Here is a 22,734-nt window from a genome sequence, read left to right on the forward strand (position 1 = left end):
AGGGACCTTTGATTAATTGGAGCGAATAACAGGATTGGCTAACCGCCAACAGATTGCAGGCGTTTGATCTCATTCATCAATTCAGTGACGAGGCTGCGCTTCATTTGGGCGTTAAAGGTGCTATTGCCAACCTGCAGTTGCAGCACTTGCATATCTGAAGTGTTAGCCACAGATTGCGTGCTGGTTTGGGTATTGGCTTGCATGTTAACGCTAGCGGTTGCTTGAGTTTGAGCCGCAGCCTTAGCCGTTGCAGCACTGGCTTCGGCTTGCTTCTTCGCCTCGGCAGCGCTTTGCTTATCGGCGGCTTGCTGGGTTTTAATTTCAGCAGTGCGGAACTCATAAACTTGCTTTAGCGTTCGCTCTGCTTCATGTAAATCGGCAATAAGCTGCTTATCGCCTGTGCGTTCAGCAGCGGCGAGTTGTTCTTTAAGATCGGCAACTTGTTCTTGATAGCGGCGTTTTTCTATTTCATCTTGACGGCCAAGGTAGCCATCAAGCTCATCCTGCAGTGACTTAAGCGTGGACTCGGCACTATCGCGCAGAGAGTCCATGCGCTGTTTGGCGCTTTCCAGTGCGGAAGTGAGCAAAGACATATCTTGATCATTCACTAGATCAAGCGCTTTAGTTGCTCGTGTTGCGCTGTTGATAATGCTGAGATTCGCTTTATCGGTATTATCGAGCGCATCCACTAGATTAAGCAGTTCAAGCTTTTGCCGATAATAAGCGCGTTCGGCAATCTTGCCAGCTTTCTCGGTTTCAAGTGCCCAGTTGCGAAGCCCGACAAAATCAACCGTTTTAGCTAACGTGTTATCAAGCTCATAAATAACACCCGTTAAACGTTCTATTTCGTTTTCGACTTGCCCAAGATCACCAAATTCCTTTTTCACGTTCTGCACACCATAAACAATGGTGTTGAAGTAACGCGCAGCACCATCACTTAAAGCTTTTACGTTGTCATATATGGCGGTACCAATATCGGCAAAATATTGGGCAATAGACTGCAACCCAATGCCAGCTTGTTCGGCTGACTTTTCTACCGTATCCATCGTATTAGATATGGTGGTACCTATTTCTGTAGAACCTTTTTTTACATTATCAGCCGTTTGTTGAGTGTTATCACCCAAGCCAGATTGGGCATCTTTTAAACGAGAATATTGCGCAATCAGTTTATCGATATCGCCAGCAAGCCCCATAGTCGCAGCTTGCTGCCTTAGGCTAGCCTCAACCTGCCCATCACTGGCTTGACCTACTTTTAATGAGGCTTGTTCAGCCTTAAGCGCAGTTTCAGCATATTTTAAAAACGCTTGGTTTAGCTCATTGGTTGACGCAGTGCCATCCTTAGCGCCTTGTTTAACTTCTTCATACGTCTTTTTAGCCTCGGCCGCTTGGTCACGCAAAACCTTAATTGTGGTGATGCCAGCCTTTGCCATTGCCAATTCAAAATCATCAGCGGCAGTGGAGGTTTTTTTAACTTCCGTGGTTAGCTGAGATTGCGCCTTTGCCAACTCAGTGGCTGCTTTCTTGGCATTGTCTTGGGCTGTTTTATAGTCCTCAACCGATGCTTCACCCACAATAAAGGCATCACGCACTTTAGTCAGTTGATCTTGAGCTAGTTGGTTCTGTTCATTCCTTAGGTCAATAGTTGCCCACATCAATTCCATATTTGACAAAGCAAGCTTAGCTTGTTTATCAAGTTGGTTTTCTTGTACGTCACTTAATCTTAGAGTTGTATTTTCAAGTGCAATTTGTGCTGTTTCAAGCTCAGCCATACTGGCTGTACCTGAGTTTTTTAATGCAGTGTAATGCTCTTTAGCCGCCTGTTCGCGAGCCTTCCATGCATCAACTTCTTTAGTTGCAGATTCATTGGCTTTTTCGGCCGCTGCCACCGCTTGTTGACTCGCTTCTATCTGTTGTTCAAGCTGGCTTTTAACTGCCGCTTTTACTTTTTCAGCATTATCAACTTGGGTCTGAGTGGTGCCATCCGAGTCTAAACGGATATCAACACCCATTTGTTTAAGTGCAGCAGTCGCATCACGGGCATCTTGCTCGACTTGATCAAGATAAGCCTTAGAGACAGCCTTAAGCGCGTTCGCTTGGGTTTGAAGAGTTTGCGCTAACTCATCACCACCAAACACCCCAATGACCGTCGCCCAACCTTGCAGAATAAGGGCGAACACGCCACTTATTGCGGCGCCAAATGTAGCCACCACAGAGGTGAAAACGTTAAACACTAGCCTTATGGAACCCGCGACAACATTAAGCCCAGTAGCAAAGGCAGTAATGTTTTCCAACATGCCTTTAAGGCTTGCGCCACCATCTTTTAAAATGGCTTTGAAAAAGTCACTGATATCTTGTGCTGCGGCCTTAATCTTGCCGCTTTGATTTAACTGATCAAAACTGGTGTTAATGTCTTTGAGTAAATCAATCGCCACTTGATAGGCGCCAGAATCAGCAATGATCTGCTTAAACGACTCCCACTTATTCGAGAGAAGATTTAACTGACCACTTAACCGATCGAGACTTAATGCCGCTTGACCATTGGCTTGCTTGCCCATTTCGTCAAACAGTTGCTGCATCACTTCACGGCCAAGCTTGCCCGCTTCACTCAGCTTACCCAGTTGGACCGTGTTTTTACCAGTGACCTTTTCCAGTAAGTCCCACACGGGAACGCCGCGTTCTACCAGCTGCAGAATTTCTTCACCTTGCAGCTTTTGCTTGGCCCACGCTTGGCCTGTGGCGAGGATGATGCCTTCTAGTTTTTCTTGGCTACCACCTAGCTTAGCGTTGTAATCGACCATCGATTGCAAGGCCCCATTCATGGGGTCAATGCCGAAGGTTTTTAACGAGGCGAAGGCTTGCTTAGCGCTATCGAGCTGGGTACCAGTACGGTTAGCAAAATCCTTGATCCACGCAGTTGCTTGCTCGCCGCCCGCAATACTGCCCATCATGGCAGTCATTTGCGCACTAAAAGAGGCCGCTTTATCGCCTGCGGTGAGGATTGACTTTAGGCTTTCCCATAGGCGATCTACGCCCACATAGGCGCCAGCCATCGCAATGAGTGAGCCCGTTGCGGCTTTGATGCTACCGCCAAAATCACTCGATGATTTTTTGCTTTCATCGAGCAATTTATTGTGGCGCTCAAGCCGAGTGTTTACGCCCTTAATCGCGATTTCAGCGGCGGCTTGCTGGGTCTTTAAGTCTTTGCTGGCATCAGCCAGCTTGTTCATATCAATACCGGCTTTATTCAGCACGGTTTGTTGTTTGTCTAACTCCGCCTTGTTGCGGCCAAGGCTAGAGCCGAGTTGATTTAACTCAGTGCGCGCGCCTTTAACCTTAAGCGCATATTCGGCCTTTTTCTGGCCAGCCTGATCAACTTCGCTACTTAATTGCTTAAGCTCAATGCGCTCTTGCTCAAGCTCGGTCGCCAGTTGGTTAGCACTGGTAGCAGTATTTTTTTGCGCTGTTTCGAGCTGTTGTAAATCGGCATTCGCGGCAGCAAGGGCTTGTGCTTGATCTTTACTCGCCTGAGCGCCTTTATCTTGCGTCGCAGTTAAGCGCTCAACCTCAGCACGGGCAGCGGCCAGCTGTTCATCGTATTTGCTTAGCTCAGCAACTGTTTGGCTGTACTCAGTTTCAAGTTTACTGGTTGAGGTTGCCGCCTCTTTTTGGGCCTGCTCAAGTTGCTTTAAATTCTGCGCGGCTTGCTTTTGCTCTTTGCTGAATTGTTCGAGCGCGCGCGAGCCATCGATAAAACCCTTTTCGCCTTTAGTGATGGCGGCGGTGAGATCATCAATCGCCTTAATTGCAGCCTGTTGCTGCTTTAAATCATCTAGGCGTTCGTTTAAGACTTCACTTTGGTTTGCTAACTCTTGCAATGCCTTTTCTGATTTAGCCGCCTCGCTTGAAAACAAGTCGCGGCCTTGGATGATCAGGTTGATTACTTGATCTTTAAAACTCATGGCATCACCGATTGATAGGAATTAACAAACCAAAATAAAAGCCCACAGCACATGGATCACATGCTGTGGGCTATTGGGAACAATCTTTCGACTTATGCTGCACTACGGACGAAGAACTTAGACTTACCCGTGGCAACGATTGAGCTGTCAGCGAGTACAGCACCTTCAATATCGAAGCTACCGTAATCGGTACCGATCAAGTCTAAGCCTGATGTGGGTGTGGGCTTCCACTTATAAAACTTCAGCATCCACGGTTTACCGGTTGAGTCGTTAATACCGTCAACAACCACACTGACCGTTTTGCCTGATTCCGTTAATGCCTGCAACGCATTACCCGCTTGGCTGGTGTAACCAATGGTTAATGTTTGGCCTGCTGTAATGGCGCCAGTCGATAACGCGCGGATACCCGCGGCACTGACAACATAATCTTCATCAAGTACATAAGTCACATCACCCGCTTCATTTTTAACAACAGGGGCGATACTGGTATCAATCATTTTTGCGGTTTGCGCTAAGCCATCGAGCACAGCGATAATTTCTTCATCTGCAACGGGTGTTGCAGTTAATACATCAATCTTACCGCGCATAGCTAGCGCTAAGTTCTCGTTGTTAAAATCGTAAAAGGTCGCACTTAATTTTACGGATTTAATCAACGTGACTTCATCGGCATAACCTCCGCCACCACGGTAGTTGGGCAAGGATTTGGTTTCTTGTTCGATAGCGAGCTTTACGCCGCTCACGTTGCCACAGTCACGGCCATCGATATAGACGATCGCTGAGCCGATGTAACTTTCGGTTACTATTTCACTCATAGTGAGTCTCCAAATTTAACGGTATTAACAAGGGATAGGGTGAACACCGCTAGGCCGTGTTCTTCATGGGCTTCGGGCATGATGTACTTGCAGGGCTCTGTCTCTTTAAAGCTGATTACCGAGGGCAACCAGCTAGGTTTTTCAGGGAAGCGTTCATCTTTATAGAATGCACTTCGGATAGCACGCACGAGGTTGATTAGCTCACTGGTTGGTTGCGGATTTTTAGCGAGTTTTACGCCAGCAATCACTTGCAGCACCAGATCATCCTTGTATTTATCAATGCCATTTTTAGCATCAAAGGCATCGGTATACGGCTGCAAAAAGATGAATTTGCTTTCTTTGGCAATGGACTGCACATAAAAACCTTCACGTACAGTTGCGCCGTCAACCAGCCCGAGGCGGTCTAAGATTGCTTGGATCATGGAGTTGCCTCTTAGTTAACTGCTAGCGTGGTGGCCGTAGCGTTCGCGTAGATGTTTAATAATTGGTGGCTCAATATCCTTTTGTATTGAACCAAAACTACCCGCAACTGAAGGGCCATACATAGATGTATTGCCTGCCGCTTTGGCTTGTTTAAATGTGCGCCACGTTTGCCCGGGCAAACGCTGATACATTAAAAAATTGCGATTTTTACCAATAAAGGTAAATGTGCCTTTAAACCAATGTGGCTCATTACGTATTGGGCTGATCATGTGCCCGTTCGTTCTAGATCGGCCGTTTTTACCCGTGCGATACAATGGACGAGCAAAGCGAGTTAAGGTGCTTGGGCGATATCTTGCGCTGATATAACCTTTAAGATTGCTAGGGTCTACACTGTAGCTAATCAAGTTTTCTACATAGCTTTTTGAATTGAAACCATACTTGTTGAAGATCGCATCGACTGTCGCCTTTTCACCAAACTTAACTGCGTCCTCAATTGCCCTATTAATTGCTGGCGCTTGTGCGGTACGAATGCGGTTAAGTTCCTTTGTTACTGCCTCCATGCCTTCAATCTTTATGCGTGCCATTAGCTAGGCCTCAAGCGGAATATAGATAAAAGTCACGCTGACCGAATCCATGCTTACCCTTTGGGTGAGCCGTCCTTGCTGGACGCTAATGCCCTCACCTATCGCAAACTCATCACCAGAATTTACCGCCCCTTCGGATTGTAAAAACTCGGCACGACTGATTAGCTCGGGGACATATTCATTAGACGAGGCCGCAATTTCAGCGCCGTTATCATCCAAACTCACCAGACGAGTAAATGGCGCAGAACCATCGCTTGGGGTAAAAAGGCACGGATCAGCCAAACGCTGAAACAGCCGCACCATTTTACCCCGCACGCGATCGGCAAAGTGGTTGCCAACGTTAGGCATTGATCTTCACCCAGACGCTGGTAGATGGATTTGCCGCTGCAGCCCATACTTTGCCAGCTAAGGTATTGCCCGTGGCGAGTGATGTGATTTCATTAGCGGTGTCGTCCCAATACACGGCTGCGCCAACTGCGAGCACATCTGTGGACTTTTTAGGGAGTTCAAACACACCTTCAGTGACACCTGTACCTTCGGTATCGGCGGCAATGGCGCCAATCGCCACAACTAACAATGTGGCCAGTAATACCGCTTCACCACTGGCAACTGCGGCGGTGGGCGTAAAGCTAATGGTCTTGCCATCTTGCACATAATTTTTCATGAGAGTGTTCCTGCTTAAAAACAAAACTGAATAAAAAAGGGCTATCGTTTGATAGCCCATTTATGTCGGTTTAGCGCTGTTTACACGCCTGTTGATTTCACCAATCCACGGTAATCAAGCGGTGCAACACCCGCATCGATGCGTACTTTGGTGGCGACGCCGTCGATAGTGAAGCCCTGTTGCTGCTCAATGTAAGGCGTGTCGATGCCATCAAGGTAAGCCACCTCAATGGTGTCGCGGCCTTGACCCGCAGAAAGGAACCACTGAACCGCGCTGTTATCATCTAAACGAGGCTCAGCAATCACTTCGGCAAAGTTTTGGATTGGGTTAGCAATACCTGAATTCACATCGGCACCTTTAACAGAACTGGACTTAATGATCTGGTTAAACGTGGTTTCAAGCGCTACAGGGCACAGTACAAACTCAGGGCGAATATTCAGGGGGCGATTACCCGATTTTTGCTTACGCATTAACATGCGATTAGCATCGAGGGCCGCCACACTTGGCGCACCAGAACCTAAGTTGCCGTGTTCATTATGGAACAGCGTTTTGCCATCAGCCATTGCGGGGTTTTTGGTTAATACCGCATATACCAAATCGCCAATGGTGCCTTTGGCGGCAAAGCCCATTTTCATTGGGATATCAGTCAACATACTCATATCGTCGTTAATGATGGCTTGGCGAGTAATGCTGAACAACTCGCCATAGGTAGCCAGCGCGATTTGTTGTGCATGGTCGCCAACGGTGACGTACTTGTATTCCGCACCTTCCCGTACTTGGCGCAGGCTATTAAAGTCACCAAGGCCAATACGTTTGGCGATATTAAAGTTGCCTAGTTGACCTTTTTTGGTCCAACGCTCGAAGGTTTCTTCGGCGGTTTCCCAGCCCATTAACACTGATTTATTAGCTACATCTAACAGGATATTGCCAAAGTCGCTTGAGCTGTGTGTAAAGGCTAAGCCGACCATATCCATTTTGTTGAATCCAGCGCAGCCGATACCGCGATCTAACAGTGAGGCGCGCGCCAACTCAAGCATGGTGTAGCTCGAATAGTTGTTGCTAGCTTCAGCTTTTGCATGGCCGGAACGCGCCATTAACTGAGCACGGATCGAGTCACCAACGATATTGCCGTTACCCGCATAAATAGTCGTGCGAGGTAACGTAGCGCACGGTGTAGTGTTCTCTCCCAACTTTGCCAAGATCATGTCTTTGGCTTTATCAGCATTGATGTTGGCATCGGCAATACACTGATTACGTAACTCTGCTAACTCAGGAAAGAAAGTAAATGCCGCATTGATACCGTTCATACGCTCAGTATTAAACGCAATCGCAGCCGCTTGAATAGCTGTGGTATCAGGTTGTGTTGCTGCAGGCGCAGGCAACTGAGCATTAGGTGCTGCTGGTGCTGGCACGAGTGGGTTGGGAGCACTGTTACCCTGCGGTGCAAACAGGTTTTTGAGAGCTTCAGGCATATTAGTAAAATCCTTAAGACGTTTTGAATTAAGTGATGCCGCCATTTGCAGCGGATCGGTGAGGGTGTTGGCAAAACCTTTTTCCACTGCTTCGCGGCCTGTTAACCAAGTTTCAGCGGCTAATAAGGCGTGAAGTTCATCTTCTGACAAGCCTGTTTTGTGTTGGTAGGCGCCCACTAAATTGCCTTCAACCTTATCGAGCAAGTCGGCGTATTTGCGCATATCTTCAGCATCACCGAGAGTTCCGCCCCAAGGCTTATGCACCATCATCATGGCGTTTTCAGGCATGATGACTTCATCAAAAGCCATGGCAATCACACTGGCCATCGAAGCAGCAAGGCCATCGATGTAGCAAACTTTGTGCGCTGGATGGCCTTTGATCATGTTGTAAATCGCCATACCTTCGAATACATCGCCGCCTGGCGAATGAATACGGGCGGTAATGGTGCCCACTTTGCCTAGGGCCTGTAGATCACGGGCGAACTGTTGCGCACTAATGCCCCAGCCGCCAATCTCGTCATAGATCATTAACTCGGCATTACCGTTTTGCGCCTTGAGGCTATACCAGCTTTTGCTTGGGTGAGACTCGTTGTTAATCTGGCTCAGCGTTGCGGCGGGCGCGGTCAGCGCTCCGCTTGGCAGCATTGCGCTTAGCGCTGCTGCCGCTATTGCTATCTTGGTTTTCTTCACTGGTTTGTTCTCCAAGTATCGGGTCGGGGTCATTGGCCGTGACCATGTTGTTTTCGCGGTTGTAATCCACCTCACGCTTACGCTGGCGTTTTACTTCTGCAGGATTACGGCCACGGGCGCGAGTCCAATCGGCCTCGGTTGCGACGTTGGCAGCGATCATCATTTCCCAGCCTTCGGCCTCTTTGCGTGGGTCAATCCATGGCATGGTGGGCCCGTAGTACACGGCATCAAATAAAGTGCGCATGTCGAGATCAGGCGGTAGCACTAATGGGTCCTGCTTGTTGTGCATTTCCATTTTGAGAAAATTGCGGAACACAGGCCGCGACCAGCCAGCACAAAACCACTGCTGCATAATTCGGTTGGATTCGTCTTGCTCAACTAGCTCTTGGCGCTGGCTTGAATAACTGCCTTTGTAGTCACGGGCAATGCTGGAATAGCTGCCACGGGTACCAGCTGCGGCGGCTTTTAATTGACCGTTACGAAAATCAACTAAGTGCACATTAGGGCGGTTTGATTCAATCATGCCCACATCTTCACCGGGCTTGAGATCATCGAAGGTCATGCCAGGTGCAATGGGGATTTCGCGGCTTGACGATTCACCACTTGAGTCAGGAACAAACATGGCGGCATCACCGCGCTTGATGTAAAACGCCAGCGCGGCCGCAATCCGAGCCGCTACTCGCTCAGATTCCTCATAGTCTTTAATATCGCCAAGGCGGGTTAAAATGCCGTGGAATAACGAAGCGCCGCGCAGTTGGTGCAGGCGTTTAAATAAGCCTAAGTGCATCATGCTCGATGCTGGTATCACTTTGGTTTTGTAGCGAAAGCCGACTTGATCCGCAGGGTGATCGAGCAATACGTGATAGTTAACCACTTGGCCCCAGCCGTTAACCTCAAGCCCTTGGCGTACCCGCTTTGCTGGTTCGTTTAACTCGTAGGGGATAAAGTCGGCTTCTAAGGCTTCAATACTGTATTGAGTGCCTTGCTCATTTGGGTGGCCGAACTTCGACACTTTACCCATCACATGCTGGCCGAACACATCACCATCACGCAGGGCGCTACGTAACACCAAGCGTTCTAATTCAGGGCGACTAAAGCGGCCCGTCACATCACACTTAAGCGACCATGCACCGAAACGGCGTTGAATATCGTTAGCTAAGTCATCAAGGATTTCACCGCTAATACTGCGCGGCTGCGGTTCAACCACAATCCCTTGGGCACCGATCACCCGTTCTTCCATCCGGTCGAGAATGCCGATACTGAGATCATGATTTTCGTCTAACCAGCGCGCTTGCTCACGCAGGCTTTTACCTGCGGCAAATACCGCTTGGTTAGCCCCGCGACTTTCCTTTTTAGCGCGATGCGTGCGGCTTGGGCTGGCGGCTTCATACCCTTTCAGGTTGCGGTAGCTCATTGCGGCCGCTTCACGCTGTAATGCTAAACGCGGGGCAAATATCGCCAGCGCATCATTGATAATGCTCATGTGTTGCTCCGACTTATATTTTTAGAAGTGCCTTATTAATGCGGCTTGATTAGTTAAAGCTGGCTAACTTGACGCCACCCTGTGGGCGGCTAAAGGCACTTAATCGGCGCTCCCACTCAAGCCGACCTTTGCGAATTTCGCCTAGGTCCTCGGTGGTCATTGTTTTGCCGTTGATCGTGGTTTGCTTGCCTGCTAACACATCAAGCTCGGCCTGAAAGTACGCATCGATCATCTGTTGGCATTGGGTTTGGGTCATGCTGTTATCCTTGGCTTTATTGGCATTAACTACAGCCAACCGCCAGAACTGCCACCACCGCCACCGTTTAGGTAAGCAGCATTTGCATTGGCCTGTTTTACGGCTTTGGGTTTTGGTTCTTTGGGTTGGTCGCTTGATATGGCGATCGGGGTAACTTGTGAAAGTTTGTCGAGGTTAATGCCGAATTTCTCTATCGCGATATACAACGCGGCCAAGGCGTAAACGAAACAATCTAACGCCTCGTTGCGGCGCTTTTGGTTGTCCCATTTATAGATGATCCGCCCGTTTTGGCGCACCGGCACCTTGCGTTCGCTGGTGAGCTGTTGCAGCTCAACGTCATCACATACCGCTTCGTTGAGCGGAAAGTGAATCGCACCAGGTTTGCGCACATCCACATCAGGGGCAATCCGCAACATCGACATCAACAACTCTTTGGCGTTGTCGGTACCGACCTCCGTTAAGTACACGCCTTTGGCGGTTCGCTTACGGGGGAAGTTGGCGATCGGCTTGCCGTAAACGTTGGCACCTCTAATGGGTATAACCCGCATTAGTCCAAGCTTTTTACTCATGGCGTAAACGTCATCGGTATAGTGGCCGCCTGAGTCCCAACCCACTACGCCAATATTGAGCACAACACCATCGGCACGGGCATAGCTTTGCGCAATACGCTCAGCCACTTTGTCTTTAAGAACTTGATCAGCGGGATCACCATGGAGAATAAAGCGGTCAATTAGCGCCGCCTCTTTACCCGCACCCCAACCCCAAACACGGCCTTCGTAACGGTTATCTTGGGTGTCGATGCCGCAAGTTAAATACACCACCCAGTTAGGCACTTTGCCACTCGGGTACATTTCGCGGCGCTTAGCTAATTCTTCCCACTCTAAGCGTTCGCCGTTGTCGTTATCCCACGGTTGGCCTAACTTAGTGTTGACGAAAGTCTGCAGCTTTTCTTTATCGCCTTTGGCTTTAAAGAACTCAGTTACCAGTTTCGCCCAGCTGTTGAGCGAGTTATAGGCCGACCAGATATGAATCGAGATATTGGGCGGCGTGGTGATGTCGTTTCCGTCGGCATCATAAAAATCTAAAAAGTCTTTAGTGCGGATGCCGGTGTTTTCGCATATCCAAACTGCGCTTGGGTGCAGCTCCATATCATCGAGCTGATTGTTTTCGATACAGCAACCACAGTGCTCACACAGATAATAGGCTGTGCTTGGATCGTGCTCGCCCTTGGCATTTTTATGCCACTTAATCCCAAAGGCTTCTTCGGGGCCGCCCCACTTTAAATCCTGCAGTTCGTCGCAGTGTGGGCAAGGTAAGTTGAACCTAAAATAGTGCGGTGATTCGCTGCAGGCTTTTTCAATCTGGCAGGTACCGAGCACTTTAGGCGTTGAACCGCGAATCGACTTAGGAAACATCGACAGCTCGATACGAGTATCACCAAGCGATGTGGCGTTACCTTCGTGCTCGATGGATTCATCAAAACCCGCTAGCTCATCGTAGATCACATCATCAGTGGAGATTTCGCGATAGTTAGCTGCAGCGGTACCACCGCGCACCATCAGCGTTTTGCCGTTGGTGAATATTTTATCTTCTAGCGTGCTGTCTTTATGTTTGCGCCCCATCCAAGGCGCAAGCGATCGCCAAACAGGGATGTCACGAATCGCCGTTTCAACGTGCTTTTTCATGAAGGTTTTGGCTTGACCATCACGAGGTTGATAGATCAACACGTTGCGCTTTTTGTGCTCAATCTTGTAAGCAGCATTAGCCATCAGCATTTTGGTGTAACCGACACGCGCTGACTTCATTAAGTTAAGCGTGCTGATTTGGTCGTTACCCATGGCATTAAGAATGCCAATTTGAAACGGTAAACTTTCCCACTTGCCCTCGGTGTAAGAGGACTCAGACGACATGTAAAAGTGCTCGTCGGCATATTCAGAACAAGTGAGCATGGGTGGGCGATAGAACGAACGCAGCCCAGCAGCAACGGCAGCTTTCAGATTTTTAATCTGCGCGGCCGATATACTCATCTAATAAACCCTCAATGCCCTCCGCAAGATCGGCGGCGGTGTTTTGGCTTTTAATCACCTCCGCTTTGATAGCGTCGATTGTGCGTTCTGGAATGTCGGGGAATTTGCGTTTTACCCGTATGTGTATTTGATCGAGCACTGGGGCAATTTGCGCAGCAATGCGATTTAGCACAAAGGTGGCAAACAGAACCTCTACCACTTCTTTACGGTCTTTTTCGTTTTTAAGCTCTTGGCCGTCGGCTTGTGCTCGGGTTAAGCGCCAGCGTTCGAAGTCGATATTTGGCGCATCTGGATCATCTTCATCAGGTTTAGTGATGTTTTTTTTGCGCTCGTTGGCAAGTCTGTTACCCACCACATCGGCCATTTTGTATAAACTCACGCGGCCGCGCTTGCTGTGCACTGGCACGTCCCACTTATCAAACGCTTGGGTGCTGATCTCAAGGCTTTTGCATAGGTCGGTTTTACTCAGTAGAACAGGCTCGGGTGGTGATGGTTGAATGCGGGCCATTAGGATGCTCCACTTGTTTTAGCAGGGCGGCTTTCAGTTGCATGTCGGCGGCGTGAAGTTCTTGTTTGCGCTTTTCGTCTTTTTCTTCTTGTAAGCGCTCTCGTTGCTCTTGGCGACGCTCACGTTGACGGCGAAACTCTTGATAAGCAATGTTGCCCAAAAAAGTGAGGATAGCGAGCAGTAAGCCAATTAACATCGCCACTTTATCCATAGTAAAGGCACCTCCCAATGTGCTCATTAGTGACGATATATAGGCACTCAACGTAAACCCTTTTTGGGTGGCAACATCATTAATGTATGGATTGTTCATGCTGTTTTTCCGTTCGCCATGTTTCGATGTTATGCAAATCGGTATCACACTTGGTGATCACGGCTAAGAGTTGAATGATGCAATCGGGCAGATCGGCATTAGCGTCTGAACTACATTCGGCTGGCAGGCACTGGCTCATTAATGATTGCGGCGGTAACACATATTGGGTCTGCTTGGTGACTACGGTGCGCGCAATAGGCGGCGTGCTTGAGCAGCCGCTTAACATCATCAGGCACAGCAGTATTAGCCCAACTTCGGGTTTGTTCATTGGCTGAGGTCCTTAGTTTTTTAATGGCTTCTCGCTGGTCAGCAAGCTGGCGATCAATCTCAGCCTTGGCTTTAGCGGTTTGTTCATTGAGCGCTAAGGCAAAGGCGTAATCCTTAGCAAGCCTGTCACGTTCGATGGCCTGCGCTTGCAGTTCATCGGTAACAACTGTGAGATCATCTTGCAGTATGCGCTGGTTAACGGCGGCTGTTTCTAGCTGCGAGTTTTTTAACGCGAGGTCGGCTTTAACGGCGGTGAGGCTAAGGCCAAGTAGCGTTATCACTATGATGAGCGCTGCGATTAAATACAGATGCAGCGAGCCAGTGGCATTAATGATTTTTTTCCACATATAAATCCTTTAAGCAGATTTTACGTTCTTTTTTGCGGCGTTCGACTAAGCCAGGCAACTTGATATCAGCGGCATAGACAAACCCATTACAGCCCTTTTTTCCGCAGGCTTCGGTAAGTTGATGACAAGCGGCCACCCGTTCGCCGCGCAGTAACAGCTTGCGCAAGGTGGAGGTTTGAAAGTTACCCGCGCCAAAGTTATAAATCAGACTGAGATAAGCAGCGTGCTCACCTTCGGTAAGTTGCACCGGATACGTTAGCCGCCGCAGCTGCCGATCGGCTTTGCCTAAATCCTTGGCGAACATTTCAATGCATTGCTGCTCGCTAAAAAACTGGTTGATCTCAAGCTCGGGGTCAGTGTGGCCAAAGCAGGCAGTGATAACTTCCACCGGATCAAGATAGGTGTGCAAAACGGGCTCGCCATTCGGCGCTTCGGTGGGAGCTATCAAATTAGCCCCAGCCAGCGCGACAGCAGAAGAAAGCCCCAGTGCCACGAGCTTTTGCTTTAATGACATAGGTCAGACTCCTTTAAAATGAGGTTAGCCTTAGCGCGGCCAACGGTTAGATCAACGGTTAGGTAAGCCGCCTCTAACAGCTGATGTTTTTAGTGTCTTTCAACGTCCGTAGCGATCATGTCAAACACCACTGCAACACATACCCACCACGACCACCATTGCAGCGGCCGCTTTTTTTCAGCGGGGGGGTTAGCTAACGAACAGCTATTTGGATGTTTGCGAACAAGAAATAGCGCCAAATAAAAAGGGCCCCTAAAAGGAGCCCTTGGCAGACAAATAACGTGCGACTGAATAAATGTAACCTTAGCAAGCGTATACAAATGTACTCGATTTTAAGGGCCTTGAAAGCGCCAAAAGTGTCGCTAAAAGCGACAAAAGTGTCGTTTCGGAATTTGTAAATATGTGATACGTGAAAACTTAATCACAGAGGATTTATTGTTTTACTTATCACTTAAGTGATAAACAACTACCAATCAAAGATTATTTCAACTGGTAATGATCTACTTTAGATGCTGACAAACTTTTTATTATGTGGCCAAATTGTTTAAGCCGCCGACCAAAACAACATGGAAAAGGTATGTCATTAAAGGACTCTGTAGACGAAGTATTAAGGAAAATAGGAAGAAATATAATGCTCTTCCAAGAACTTGAACATTTATTAAAGTTTATTGTTGCAAATAGAGAGTTATCAGGATTTTCAAGAGATTTAGAGAAGATAAAAGCAGCACGGGTTAAGAATATCAGCAAGCAAACGATGGGGACGTTGGTTGGACAGTATATTGAAAATACCAACCTTGATAGCGAAGCTATCTCATCAGAACCCGAAGTTATCGATGACGCATATTTATCTTTTCGTTTTCACTTAGAATGCGACGCTACAAACTATGAAGCAAAAAAAGTACGCTTAGCCAATTTAGTTTCAAATAGAAATAAGCTGGTCCATCATTTACTACCGAGATTTGATAGTAATTCTGTAGACAGTTGTCGGATTATTGGAGATGAACTTGACGAGCAGAGTAAAGAAATACGGGAAGAAATTGAAGACTTAAAAGCCAATGTGAGTGCCTTAGATAGGGCTAAAAATCTTCTTGTAAGCTTTCTCAATTCAGAGGAAGGCAAAAAAATCATGGAATATTCTTATTTAATAAATACTCCCTTAGTCATAATGTTAGGGAAGATTGCCGTTCAAAGGCAGAGAGCAGATGGTTGGACATTGATAAATACTGCAGGACAACTACTAAAGCAACATCTACCTGAAGAGGTTGCGGTATTGAAAGAAAACTATGGACATAAATCGTTAAAGAGTCTCATCCTTGCAACTGAGATATTCGATATGCATGAAGAGACGACAGATAAAGGCGGTACTAGAGTCTTATACAGATTGAAATCTGGATGTGAATTGTCATTTGCCAAGCCTGCGGATGAACAGATCATATTGACCTCAAAGCTAATCTCTAACTCTGGTGATTAGTGATAGTTCAGTAACTACATCTCTCACCAATCAAATCTTACTGAACTACGATCTAGTCCACCTCAAAAGATCTAAAAGTTGTGGTATTCGATCATAGATCGAAGCGCTAAATCCTTACCAACTACATTGCAGGTTAATCCTTTAAAATCAGTAAATAACAATCTAAATTAAGAGAGCTTTTTTTTAGCATTAATCAATGTTCATAAAACAACAACCAACCTCCCCAAAATTCTCATATGTAGTGAAGCATTGCGCGTCACCGCCCCCGCAATCAACCGAGCCGGAAGGACCCGTGATGATAATAGGTCGCATCTAGCTCTGATGATAGCCATTCTCATTTGAACAGGCCGTACCTAACCTATTGACAAAGATGATATTTCACAACCAAACAACTCGTCGCGATAATACTTGAGTTCTGCTATCGACTCCCGAATATCGGCTAAGGCTTCATGCTGATACTGCTTAGCCTTAATCGCATTACGCTCAACCTCAGGCGCCCAAGCTCTAGCTGCGAGCCCTAGTGCTGATATGTCTAGCTGCCTGTAATGCATGTACTCATGAAGCTCAGGCATTTGGCACATGATAAACGAACGATCAAACATGATTGAGTTACCCGCAAACACCACACCAGTCTTAGCTTTACGGTCATGCTTAGGTATTCCCAGTGCTTTCAGGTGTTCGAGTACCATCTGCTCAGCCTGTGCTAACGATACTGATGAGGCACGAACAGCAGCTAACAACCCACTCTTGGTATGCACATCTATCGCCCACTCATGTGACCTTGCAATGTGTTCATAGTCTTGATGCACAACAATGTGCAGCGCTTCACCCACTTGGTTTAGCTCACTATCAGTCACGATAAAGGCCAGCTCAAAGATAGGATAATACTCCATACCCAGCATCCCATTGTCTAAGCGGCCGTTCAGCCCACCCGTTTCTAAATCACCAAACAAAAAGAATTGCTCCATCACCCACCTCACTTTGCTAATTGAATCTCTGCCCTTCTCAACCAATACACATACGACTTCTTGCTATCGAACCCCATCAATGCCCACTGGCCTTTGCACACGTAACAGGTGCGAATCGCCCGAATACAGTTTGGCGATAACCGCTCAATCATCCTATCGAACTGGACCACCTGCTTAGGAACGCTCAACTCCCTAACCAACGCACATCCATAAACCTGCACCTCACCTAACTTATCGCAAGCACTGCGATTAGTGAAACCTTTACCGAGTTCTTGGAACGCCCAATAACGCCCCCAGGCATTGAGCCCAGCACGAAGGGCTTTCATGTTAATAACCTGCTCTTGCGCATCACATACTCGCATTAGCCACCTCCGTGATCTGGTCTATCGATAAATGGAATACATCATCCACTATTGAGCGCAGGTGGTTATAAGGCACGTTACTCTTGCCATTCTCCCATCGCTGATACGTTCGGCGGCTTATCCCGTAAAACGCCGCCACTTCGTCCTGAGAAAGCCCCTTAATCGCCCTGCCTGTTTTTAGAATTTTTGCAGCTGGATGACTCATAAAACCACCTTATTTAGTGCCATTGCATACTCTTGTAAGGCTGATGCAACGATCATCACAGCCACCCACTCACACCAAGGGTTTGAGCACTCCCAACATTCGCAGACGATCTAGGGATTATCTCGGGCGCAACCTCACTAAAACCGAGCGAAATTAAATGCGCGTGATACGCATCAAGCGCACTCAACATGCCCTTATCCAACGTCGAATGAACATAGGTACGCAAAAGCACAGGCAAGGCATGATTAAGCAACCGCTCACCCACCATAGTATCTACGCCCATGTCTTGGATAATCGTGCGGCAAAGCTTTCGCAAATCATGCGAGGTAAACTCCTTAAACCGAATCGTCTCACTCCAATAATGCGCAGTGCGCTGGCTAATAGCGCCAACATCACCCGCAAACAAAAACGCCCGCTTACCCACATTTTTAAGCTGCCACTGCAAATAATGCTGGATCAACGCCTTAGCCGTAGGCGTTAACGGTAGCCGGTGCTCTTGGCGGTTCTTCGCATTCGCCGCAGGAATAAACCAAAACTCACCCGCAAAATGCTCCCATCGTGCCAAACGGGTTTCACCAATGCGCGTCCCAAACATCAGCATCAACATAAACAACATCGCCACCGGCATAAATGCATCACGCAACGCCACAAACAACGGCCCTAAGTCAGACTCCATCAAGCGCGTATCAGGCTTAGGTGATAAGGTTAAACTCATCGTCACTCGATAACCCATCAGAGGATTAAGCAATAACAACCTAAAATCCGCCGCCAAACTCAACGCTCGCTTAAGCACATTCACACTCAAACGAATATAATGCGGCGCATACCCCTCATTCAGCATCAGCTTCACCAACGCACTATCCACCACCAAAAACGACAACTCAGCCAAGGCCACATCACCCAGCTTAGGCAACAACTGCTTACGCATAATCGACCTACAGTTATCGCGCCAGCTCGGGCTTAACGTCGTATTACCATCCAAATAGTCCCCATACCACAACAGCAAATCAGTCACAGTCGCAAACTCACCACGCAACACATCCGCGCCCGCACTGCGCTTAGCCAACATCACAGGTAAATCCGCCAAAAACGTCTTAATGCACATGCTCGGCCACACGCCTTGCTTCTTCCAAACCGTCTTATCCCCCTCATTAATCACCAAATGCACACTCGCCTTCGCCCTATCCACCGTTGCCCGTAAACGCACCTCAGGAAACTGCGGGTCCCTAAAATCCCGCGTCAAACCGCCACGTAACCAACGGCGCAGCGCGGCATCGTTCAACTTACCCACCTCAACCCCGCTAGCAGCCATCGTTTGCCCCCTTAAGCCCAAGGTTGGTTCGTAAATTGGCAATAATTGATTTCGCCTTTGCCGCCTCAGTGGGCCGCGTCACCGTTTCAGGCAGTGCCTTAGGCAACTCAATATCGGTCAACTCGCCACGGCTAAAGCGCCTGCATAAGACTGTGTAATTGCGCTCAAAGGTCATTAACACATCCTTTTCAAGCCCAGTGGCAAACATCCAACTGCCCGTCTCGCGCACCGCTAAGCGCACCACATCATGGCTCCACGTATGCTTATCAGGATGATGGTAATGGCGCGTTGCCTCCTTAAACGCCGCCTCTAACTTGGGCAGCCCCAAATCACAGGCCGTCGGTTGGCACCACAAAGCAAACTGGCGCGGTGTCGGCCAAAACTGCCTATCGCCCTGCTCGCGTCTCGCGCGATTCAGCCCCGCTTGCACTTGCTCGCGGCTCGCAATGCCCTGTGCCGCCAAGGTTTTAAGCCACTCGGCTTTGTGGGTCGCTTCGTCCTCAGGCCGCGGTGCACTCACCGGAAACAACACCCGCAACTTGCTAAACACGCTGTCTACAATCGCCATGTCCATCGCCGTAGGTTCGGGTTGGCTAACACGCCCCTGCCCAACCAACGGCTGGCGGATTAAGGTCTGCAGTGATTTCATGCTCGTATTTTGCTTGGCAGTCATATCAAAGGATCCTCAGGGTCATACACCGCATGGCGCCAATCCACTTGCCCAACGGCGGTACCCATCGGTCTTGGCAACGGCGTTAGCCAGTGGCGTTCGCGGATAAACTTGGTAATACCGAGCACAAACTGGCCGTTAGCGCTAAAGCCCCAACTCGCATCCAGCGCTGCAGCCTCCTTCAACCACGTCACCGCCAACACGCAATCGGCATCGGTCAGCTTTTCAGCCTTCCACGCTTTCCACGCAGCCGAATCCGACCCGCCTTTGCGATGGGCGGGATACGCTTTGAAAAACGCATTGAAAACCGACTTAGCACTCGTAGCTGGACAACTATCTTTTAAAGATTCCTTGATAGGTTCAAAAGAGTGATAGATTCCGGTGCTATCTGGTGGCACAGGGGGTCTGCTATCTGGTGGCATGCCTATGCTATCTGGTGGCACCTCTTCGGTGCTATCTGCTAGCACAGGGGGTGCTACCTCGTAGCAGATTGAAATCGTGTAAATATTGGTTAAATTTCCCTTAGGTCCCTTACGATTTTTAATCGTTACAAAACCCATATCAACCAAGGCCGCAATATGCTTTCTCACTGTGCTATGACCAATCTCGCACTGGTCAGCAATATGCTGATGGCTCGGCCAACATTCACCATTATCGTTTGCGTTGTCGGCCAGCTTAATCAACACCAGCTTGCGCAGTGGATTACCCACCTTGGCCTTCATCGCTTTTACCATCAATTCCATGCTCATAAGCCACCCCCAAACGGAGTAACCCACAAAGCCGAATTGACGCAACCCCCATGCTTTCGTAACATGTAATCGCCTCTCTTAGGTATTAAGCCCGCGCCTGTCGCCAAACTTTTGCGGGCTTTCTTATTCTCGATAAGTAATCGATGCGTGTTCGTGTTCCGTCATCAACAACCCGCCTTACCGCCTTGACTCGCTAAATACGGATAGGCCAGCTCTAACGCCGCCATGCTCGCTTGCGTGGTCGCCGCCGACTCTTTTAACTCACGGTGCGCCGCCACTAACTGCTCGCGCTTGGGCTCCTCGCCCAAATGGATCACCGCCACTTGCGCCTCAGCATTCTCTTTGGTGAGCGACGCTGCCATATCGGCCACATGCAGCACATGGCCATCATTCATGCGGTCGGCAATGACCGTCACCCCTGTGCAACCAAATACATCGTTGAGATACTGCACCCGCAAATGCTCAGGCAATGCCGCTACCAGTGCTTGCTCAACATGAAACAAGCGATCCACCTGCGGATGCTGGCCCTCATACTGACCAAGCCAACGGAACAGCTTTTGGGCATTTATCCGCGCATCGTTGTGCACGTCTTGGCTGCTGGCAAAGCTAATGCCCTCCGCCGCCAACACTTCACTCAGCCCAAGGCGTTCAACTGCCGCAACAAAATCTATCGCCAGCGCAAAGCGTGTCATCTTGGGCAATTCCAACACCCGATGAATCGTTTTCATCAACAAATTCAAACGGCTATCTTTTTTACGTGAATGGGTTTTCATGTGTACTGCCCTCCTTCAACCTAAAGTGAACCTAAGCCACACTCGCTGACTCAGGATTATCTAAAACAACGACGGGGTTAACTTTGAGTGCGCCATCGGTTAGGCGCTCGATTTGATAAGCGCGGAGTTCGGGAACGTCATCGCCCCATTGAGAAACGGAAGCTGGATTAATACCTAATGCATTAGCCAGTTTCGATTTCCCTTTGAAGTATTCGACGGCAAGCTGAGTTTTCATTTTTCACCACCCTAAACTTAAGTTTTCCTAAGTATCAATACAAATAAAACCTAAGTCAAATTGATTTAAGATAACTTATATGAAAACACTCGGTGAACGCTCTAAAGAGCGAAGAAAAACTATCAACCTGACTCAACTCCAACTTAGTAAAAAAGTAGGAGTTTCAAGCGTTACCATTTCACAATGGGAATCAGGTGACACATCTCCAAAGGGTGAAAATCTTTACAAGTTGGCTCAAGCACTTCAGTGCTCACCTGACTGGTTGATGTTTGGCGATAGCAAAAACACGAAGAAACCTGAATCGAATGCTGAATGGGCAGGCGGTTTTGACCTATGGGACAACGATAGTCCACTGGGTGAGGATGAAGTCGAAATCCCCTTTTACATGGATGTCGAACTATCAGCGGGTGAAGGCATTACAGAAGGTGTTGAATATAAAGGCCCTAAGCTCCGTTTTGCTAAAAGCAGCCTTAAGCGTCAAGGCGTAAATACAGATCATGCAGCCTGTGTCAAAGTAAATGGCAACAGCATGGAGCCCGTATTACCCCACGGTTCAACGGTTGGTGTCGATACCTCAGCCACCGAAATCGTTGATGGTAAAATGTATGCCATTAACCACGATGGCATGATGCGCGTCAAAATGCTCTACAAACTCCCCGGTGGTGGTCTGCGCCTGCGCAGTTACAATACTGAAGAATGGCCAGACGAACACTTGGATGCTGAAAAACTAAAACAGATCAAAATCATCGGCAAAGTGTTTTGGTACTCGGTGTTAATTTAGAAAGAGCTATGATGAATATATCACAAGAGAATCTTACAAGTAGTGCAATCGTAGTTGGCGAATACACACATAGTCCACTGATTTTAATGGTTATAATCGGATTGTTTGGTGGATGGTTGTCATGGCTAAATACTGATTATAACGAGAGTTACTGTCATCGAAGACTTGCAAGAAATCTGATTACAGGTGTACTTGCAACATTCATGGTTCCACTATTTTTGCAGATGATTGGCAGTAATCTTTTAAAAGATATTTCTCCAGATTATCAAAATATTTATGTGTTTCTTGGGATGTGCAGTGCAGCTGCATTCGTTTGTCAAAAATTTGCATCTTCTATATCACAACAACTGCTGCAAAAGGCAAACGACAAAGCGGAACTAGCTGAAAAAACAGCTCAATTAGCATCAGAGAAAACTTTATCAGTTCAGATTGATCAGATTAAGCTTCAAGGCTCAATGCACATGATAAAGCAAGAGTACGAAGAAGCTTTAGTTTTTATGAATGAATATCTTAAACATAATCCAATGGACTCCAATACATTATGGAGAAAAGCATATTGTTTGAAAAGAGTTGGAGATGTACCCCAAGCGATGAAGAACATCGACTTAGCAATACAGCATTCTGTCAAACCTCCTGGAATGCTTTACTTTAACAAGTCCTGTTATATGGCTTTACTTCAGCACAAAGTTTCAGAGATCGTGGAATGTCTTGAGATGGCTTTAAAGTTAGATGAAGACAAAGTAAAAATTGCTATCTCAAATGATTTGAGTGATGATTTTAGTTCCATAGCTCATAAAGATGAGTTCAAAAAATTACTTGATAAGTACCAGATAGACTATCCAAAACCTTTAAGTGATTATCAATAATATTATGGCCCATCAAAATATTTTGT

26 protein-coding genes are annotated in these 22,734 nt (G+C 47.8%); 3 read left to right on the forward strand and 23 right to left on the reverse strand.

Translation table 11 applies throughout. The features are described 5' to 3' along the window. Window positions 1–38: 38 nt before the first annotated feature. The 15 genes from L5M28_RS14715 to L5M28_RS14780 all read right to left on the reverse strand — a co-directional run bounded on the left by L5M28_RS14715 (window position 39) and on the right by L5M28_RS14780 (window position 14,316). On the reverse strand, window positions 39–3,959 hold the full coding sequence (locus L5M28_RS14715) for a tape measure protein (RefSeq protein WP_263203735.1): 3,921 nt from the start codon (window positions 3,957–3,959) through the stop codon (window positions 39–41). Between the two features lie 92 nt (window positions 3,960–4,051). After that, window positions 4,052–4,771 carry a hypothetical protein gene (locus L5M28_RS14720; protein ID WP_106649474.1) on the reverse strand — a complete coding sequence of 240 codons (720 nt, stop codon included), beginning with the start codon at window positions 4,769–4,771 and terminating at the stop codon, window positions 4,052–4,054. Further along, window positions 4,768–5,193 carry a hypothetical protein gene (locus L5M28_RS14725; RefSeq protein WP_263179657.1) on the reverse strand — a complete coding sequence of 142 codons (426 nt, stop codon included), beginning with the start codon at window positions 5,191–5,193 and terminating at the stop codon, window positions 4,768–4,770. The genes L5M28_RS14720 and L5M28_RS14725 overlap by 4 nt, the downstream gene beginning before the upstream one ends. 15 nt (window positions 5,194–5,208) lie before the next feature. Then, window positions 5,209–5,778, reverse strand: coding sequence for a hypothetical protein (locus L5M28_RS14730; protein WP_263179658.1), 570 nt, complete (start codon window positions 5,776–5,778; stop codon window positions 5,209–5,211). Between the two features lie 3 nt (window positions 5,779–5,781). Continuing rightward, window positions 5,782–6,126: a hypothetical protein gene (locus L5M28_RS14735; protein ID WP_263179659.1), complete on the reverse strand. Its 345-nt coding sequence runs from the start codon at window positions 6,124–6,126 to the stop codon at window positions 5,782–5,784. Then, window positions 6,119–6,442, reverse strand: coding sequence for a DUF2190 family protein (locus L5M28_RS14740; RefSeq protein ID WP_012196684.1), 324 nt, complete (start codon window positions 6,440–6,442; stop codon window positions 6,119–6,121). Before L5M28_RS14740 ends, L5M28_RS14735 begins: the two co-directional genes overlap by 8 nt. A gap of 80 nt (window positions 6,443–6,522) precedes the next feature. Next, window positions 6,523–8,604, reverse strand: a complete 2,082-nt coding sequence (locus tag L5M28_RS14745) for a ClpP-like prohead protease/major capsid protein fusion protein (protein ID WP_263179660.1) — start codon at window positions 8,602–8,604, stop codon at window positions 6,523–6,525. Beyond that, complete coding sequence (locus L5M28_RS14750) at window positions 8,507–10,087, reverse strand: phage portal protein (RefSeq protein WP_263179661.1); 1,581 nt, start codon at window positions 10,085–10,087, stop codon at window positions 8,507–8,509. The genes L5M28_RS14745 and L5M28_RS14750 overlap by 98 nt, the downstream gene beginning before the upstream one ends. Before the next feature lie 49 nt (window positions 10,088–10,136). Then, window positions 10,137–10,343: a hypothetical protein gene (locus L5M28_RS14755; protein WP_012196681.1), complete on the reverse strand. Its 207-nt coding sequence runs from the start codon at window positions 10,341–10,343 to the stop codon at window positions 10,137–10,139. A gap of 29 nt (window positions 10,344–10,372) precedes the next feature. After that, window positions 10,373–12,370: a phage terminase large subunit family protein gene (locus tag L5M28_RS14760; RefSeq protein WP_220592016.1), complete on the reverse strand. Its 1,998-nt coding sequence runs from the start codon at window positions 12,368–12,370 to the stop codon at window positions 10,373–10,375. Then, window positions 12,345–12,878: a terminase small subunit gene (locus L5M28_RS14765; RefSeq protein ID WP_263179662.1), complete on the reverse strand. Its 534-nt coding sequence runs from the start codon at window positions 12,876–12,878 to the stop codon at window positions 12,345–12,347. Before L5M28_RS14765 ends, L5M28_RS14760 begins: the two co-directional genes overlap by 26 nt. Then, window positions 12,832–13,188, reverse strand: coding sequence for a phage holin family protein (locus L5M28_RS14770; RefSeq protein ID WP_263179663.1), 357 nt, complete (start codon window positions 13,186–13,188; stop codon window positions 12,832–12,834). The genes L5M28_RS14765 and L5M28_RS14770 overlap by 47 nt, the downstream gene beginning before the upstream one ends. After that, window positions 13,169–13,417: a hypothetical protein gene (locus L5M28_RS24225; RefSeq protein WP_227257030.1), complete on the reverse strand. Its 249-nt coding sequence runs from the start codon at window positions 13,415–13,417 to the stop codon at window positions 13,169–13,171. Before L5M28_RS24225 ends, L5M28_RS14770 begins: the two co-directional genes overlap by 20 nt. Continuing rightward, window positions 13,299–13,802: a hypothetical protein gene (locus tag L5M28_RS14775; protein ID WP_263179664.1), complete on the reverse strand. Its 504-nt coding sequence runs from the start codon at window positions 13,800–13,802 to the stop codon at window positions 13,299–13,301. Before L5M28_RS14775 ends, L5M28_RS24225 begins: the two co-directional genes overlap by 119 nt. Continuing rightward, window positions 13,783–14,316: a lysozyme gene (locus tag L5M28_RS14780; protein WP_263179665.1), complete on the reverse strand. Its 534-nt coding sequence runs from the start codon at window positions 14,314–14,316 to the stop codon at window positions 13,783–13,785. The genes L5M28_RS14775 and L5M28_RS14780 overlap by 20 nt, the downstream gene beginning before the upstream one ends. 577 nt (window positions 14,317–14,893) lie before the next feature. Here L5M28_RS14780 and L5M28_RS14785 point away from each other — a divergent pair. Beyond that, window positions 14,894–15,787: a hypothetical protein gene (locus L5M28_RS14785; RefSeq protein WP_263179666.1), complete on the forward strand. Its 894-nt coding sequence runs from the start codon at window positions 14,894–14,896 to the stop codon at window positions 15,785–15,787. 353 nt (window positions 15,788–16,140) lie between these two features. Here the strand turns inward: L5M28_RS14785 and orn are convergent, their stop codons facing one another. The 8 genes from orn to L5M28_RS14825 all read right to left on the reverse strand — a co-directional run bounded on the left by orn (window position 16,141) and on the right by L5M28_RS14825 (window position 21,061). Continuing rightward, window positions 16,141–16,755 (reverse strand): oligoribonuclease, encoded by a 615-nt coding sequence (gene orn / locus L5M28_RS14790; RefSeq protein ID WP_263179667.1) that lies wholly within the window; start codon window positions 16,753–16,755, stop codon window positions 16,141–16,143. Window positions 16,756–16,763: 8 nt separating this feature from the next. Beyond that, a complete protein-coding gene (locus L5M28_RS14795) occupies window positions 16,764–17,117 on the reverse strand; it encodes a hypothetical protein (protein ID WP_012196674.1) in 354 nt (117 codons plus the stop codon). After that, window positions 17,104–17,322 carry a helix-turn-helix domain-containing protein gene (locus L5M28_RS14800; RefSeq protein WP_011847783.1) on the reverse strand — a complete coding sequence of 73 codons (219 nt, stop codon included), beginning with the start codon at window positions 17,320–17,322 and terminating at the stop codon, window positions 17,104–17,106. Before L5M28_RS14800 ends, L5M28_RS14795 begins: the two co-directional genes overlap by 14 nt. 55 nt (window positions 17,323–17,377) lie before the next feature. Continuing rightward, a complete protein-coding gene (locus tag L5M28_RS14805) occupies window positions 17,378–18,634 on the reverse strand; it encodes a tyrosine-type recombinase/integrase (protein ID WP_263179668.1) in 1,257 nt (418 codons plus the stop codon). Next, window positions 18,624–19,307, reverse strand: a complete 684-nt coding sequence (locus L5M28_RS14810) for a replication protein P (protein WP_263179669.1) — start codon at window positions 19,305–19,307, stop codon at window positions 18,624–18,626. The genes L5M28_RS14805 and L5M28_RS14810 overlap by 11 nt, the downstream gene beginning before the upstream one ends. Next, window positions 19,304–20,053, reverse strand: coding sequence for a helix-turn-helix domain-containing protein (locus tag L5M28_RS14815; protein ID WP_263179670.1), 750 nt, complete (start codon window positions 20,051–20,053; stop codon window positions 19,304–19,306). Before L5M28_RS14815 ends, L5M28_RS14810 begins: the two co-directional genes overlap by 4 nt. Before the next feature lie 164 nt (window positions 20,054–20,217). Beyond that, window positions 20,218–20,826 (reverse strand): hypothetical protein, encoded by a 609-nt coding sequence (locus L5M28_RS14820; protein WP_263179671.1) that lies wholly within the window; start codon window positions 20,824–20,826, stop codon window positions 20,218–20,220. A gap of 31 nt (window positions 20,827–20,857) precedes the next feature. After that, the gene (locus L5M28_RS14825; RefSeq protein WP_011847789.1) at window positions 20,858–21,061 is read right to left on the reverse strand and encodes a Cro/CI family transcriptional regulator; all 204 of its coding nucleotides are present in this window, start codon (window positions 21,059–21,061) and stop codon (window positions 20,858–20,860) included. Between the two features lie 79 nt (window positions 21,062–21,140). On the opposite strand from L5M28_RS14825, the gene L5M28_RS14830 reads away from it, so the two are divergent. Together L5M28_RS14830 and L5M28_RS14835 are read left to right on the forward strand one after the other, a co-directional pair. Beyond that, window positions 21,141–21,842 carry a helix-turn-helix transcriptional regulator gene (locus tag L5M28_RS14830; protein ID WP_263179672.1) on the forward strand — a complete coding sequence of 234 codons (702 nt, stop codon included), beginning with the start codon at window positions 21,141–21,143 and terminating at the stop codon, window positions 21,840–21,842. Between the two features lie 11 nt (window positions 21,843–21,853). Continuing rightward, on the forward strand, window positions 21,854–22,708 hold the full coding sequence (locus L5M28_RS14835; protein ID WP_263179673.1) for a YEATS-associated helix-containing protein: 855 nt from the start codon (window positions 21,854–21,856) through the stop codon (window positions 22,706–22,708). Window positions 22,709–22,734: the final 26 nt, after the last annotated feature.

Origin of the sequence: Shewanella sp. SW32 (assembly GCF_025653365.1) — a bacterium.
In the GTDB taxonomy this organism is placed as follows: Bacteria; Pseudomonadota; Gammaproteobacteria; order Enterobacterales; family Shewanellaceae; genus Shewanella; species Shewanella oncorhynchi.

What these genes read in the sequence shown, in the direction of transcription:
- L5M28_RS14815 (WP_263179670.1), bottom strand. Translation starts at nt 20,053, where the DNA reads ATGAGCATGGAATTGATGGTAAAAGCGATGAAGGCCAAGGTGGGTAAT.
- orn (WP_263179667.1), bottom strand. Translation starts at nt 16,755, where the DNA reads ATGGAGCAATTCTTTTTGTTTGGTGATTTAGAAACGGGTGGGCTGAAC.
- L5M28_RS14835 (WP_263179673.1), top strand. Translation starts at nt 21,854, where the DNA reads ATGAATATATCACAAGAGAATCTTACAAGTAGTGCAATCGTAGTTGGC.
- L5M28_RS14765 (WP_263179662.1), bottom strand. Translation starts at nt 12,878, where the DNA reads ATGGCCCGCATTCAACCATCACCACCCGAGCCTGTTCTACTGAGTAAA.
- L5M28_RS14715 (WP_263203735.1), bottom strand. Translation starts at nt 3,959, where the DNA reads ATGAGTTTTAAAGATCAAGTAATCAACCTGATCATCCAAGGCCGCGAC.
- L5M28_RS14725 (WP_263179657.1), bottom strand. Translation starts at nt 5,193, where the DNA reads ATGATCCAAGCAATCTTAGACCGCCTCGGGCTGGTTGACGGCGCAACT.
- L5M28_RS14785 (WP_263179666.1), top strand. Translation starts at nt 14,894, where the DNA reads ATGTCATTAAAGGACTCTGTAGACGAAGTATTAAGGAAAATAGGAAGA.
- L5M28_RS14805 (WP_263179668.1), bottom strand. Translation starts at nt 18,634, where the DNA reads ATGGCTGCTAGCGGGGTTGAGGTGGGTAAGTTGAACGATGCCGCGCTG.
- L5M28_RS14730 (WP_263179658.1), bottom strand. Translation starts at nt 5,778, where the DNA reads ATGGCACGCATAAAGATTGAAGGCATGGAGGCAGTAACAAAGGAACTT.
- L5M28_RS14810 (WP_263179669.1), bottom strand. Translation starts at nt 19,307, where the DNA reads ATGACTGCCAAGCAAAATACGAGCATGAAATCACTGCAGACCTTAATC.
- L5M28_RS14720 (WP_106649474.1), bottom strand. Translation starts at nt 4,771, where the DNA reads ATGAGTGAAATAGTAACCGAAAGTTACATCGGCTCAGCGATCGTCTAT.
- L5M28_RS14825 (WP_011847789.1), bottom strand. Translation starts at nt 21,061, where the DNA reads ATGAAAACTCAGCTTGCCGTCGAATACTTCAAAGGGAAATCGAAACTG.
- L5M28_RS24225 (WP_227257030.1), bottom strand. Translation starts at nt 13,417, where the DNA reads ATGATGTTAAGCGGCTGCTCAAGCACGCCGCCTATTGCGCGCACCGTA.
- L5M28_RS14750 (WP_263179661.1), bottom strand. Translation starts at nt 10,087, where the DNA reads ATGAGCATTATCAATGATGCGCTGGCGATATTTGCCCCGCGTTTAGCA.
- L5M28_RS14760 (WP_220592016.1), bottom strand. Translation starts at nt 12,370, where the DNA reads ATGAGTATATCGGCCGCGCAGATTAAAAATCTGAAAGCTGCCGTTGCT.
- L5M28_RS14755 (WP_012196681.1), bottom strand. Translation starts at nt 10,343, where the DNA reads ATGACCCAAACCCAATGCCAACAGATGATCGATGCGTACTTTCAGGCC.
- L5M28_RS14820 (WP_263179671.1), bottom strand. Translation starts at nt 20,826, where the DNA reads ATGAAAACCCATTCACGTAAAAAAGATAGCCGTTTGAATTTGTTGATG.
- L5M28_RS14740 (WP_012196684.1), bottom strand. Translation starts at nt 6,442, where the DNA reads ATGAAAAATTATGTGCAAGATGGCAAGACCATTAGCTTTACGCCCACC.
- L5M28_RS14795 (WP_012196674.1), bottom strand. Translation starts at nt 17,117, where the DNA reads ATGCGAGTATGTGATGCGCAAGAGCAGGTTATTAACATGAAAGCCCTT.
- L5M28_RS14800 (WP_011847783.1), bottom strand. Translation starts at nt 17,322, where the DNA reads ATGAGTCATCCAGCTGCAAAAATTCTAAAAACAGGCAGGGCGATTAAG.
- L5M28_RS14770 (WP_263179663.1), bottom strand. Translation starts at nt 13,188, where the DNA reads ATGAACAATCCATACATTAATGATGTTGCCACCCAAAAAGGGTTTACG.
- L5M28_RS14775 (WP_263179664.1), bottom strand. Translation starts at nt 13,802, where the DNA reads ATGTGGAAAAAAATCATTAATGCCACTGGCTCGCTGCATCTGTATTTA.
- L5M28_RS14735 (WP_263179659.1), bottom strand. Translation starts at nt 6,126, where the DNA reads ATGCCTAACGTTGGCAACCACTTTGCCGATCGCGTGCGGGGTAAAATG.
- L5M28_RS14830 (WP_263179672.1), top strand. Translation starts at nt 21,141, where the DNA reads ATGAAAACACTCGGTGAACGCTCTAAAGAGCGAAGAAAAACTATCAAC.
- L5M28_RS14780 (WP_263179665.1), bottom strand. Translation starts at nt 14,316, where the DNA reads ATGTCATTAAAGCAAAAGCTCGTGGCACTGGGGCTTTCTTCTGCTGTC.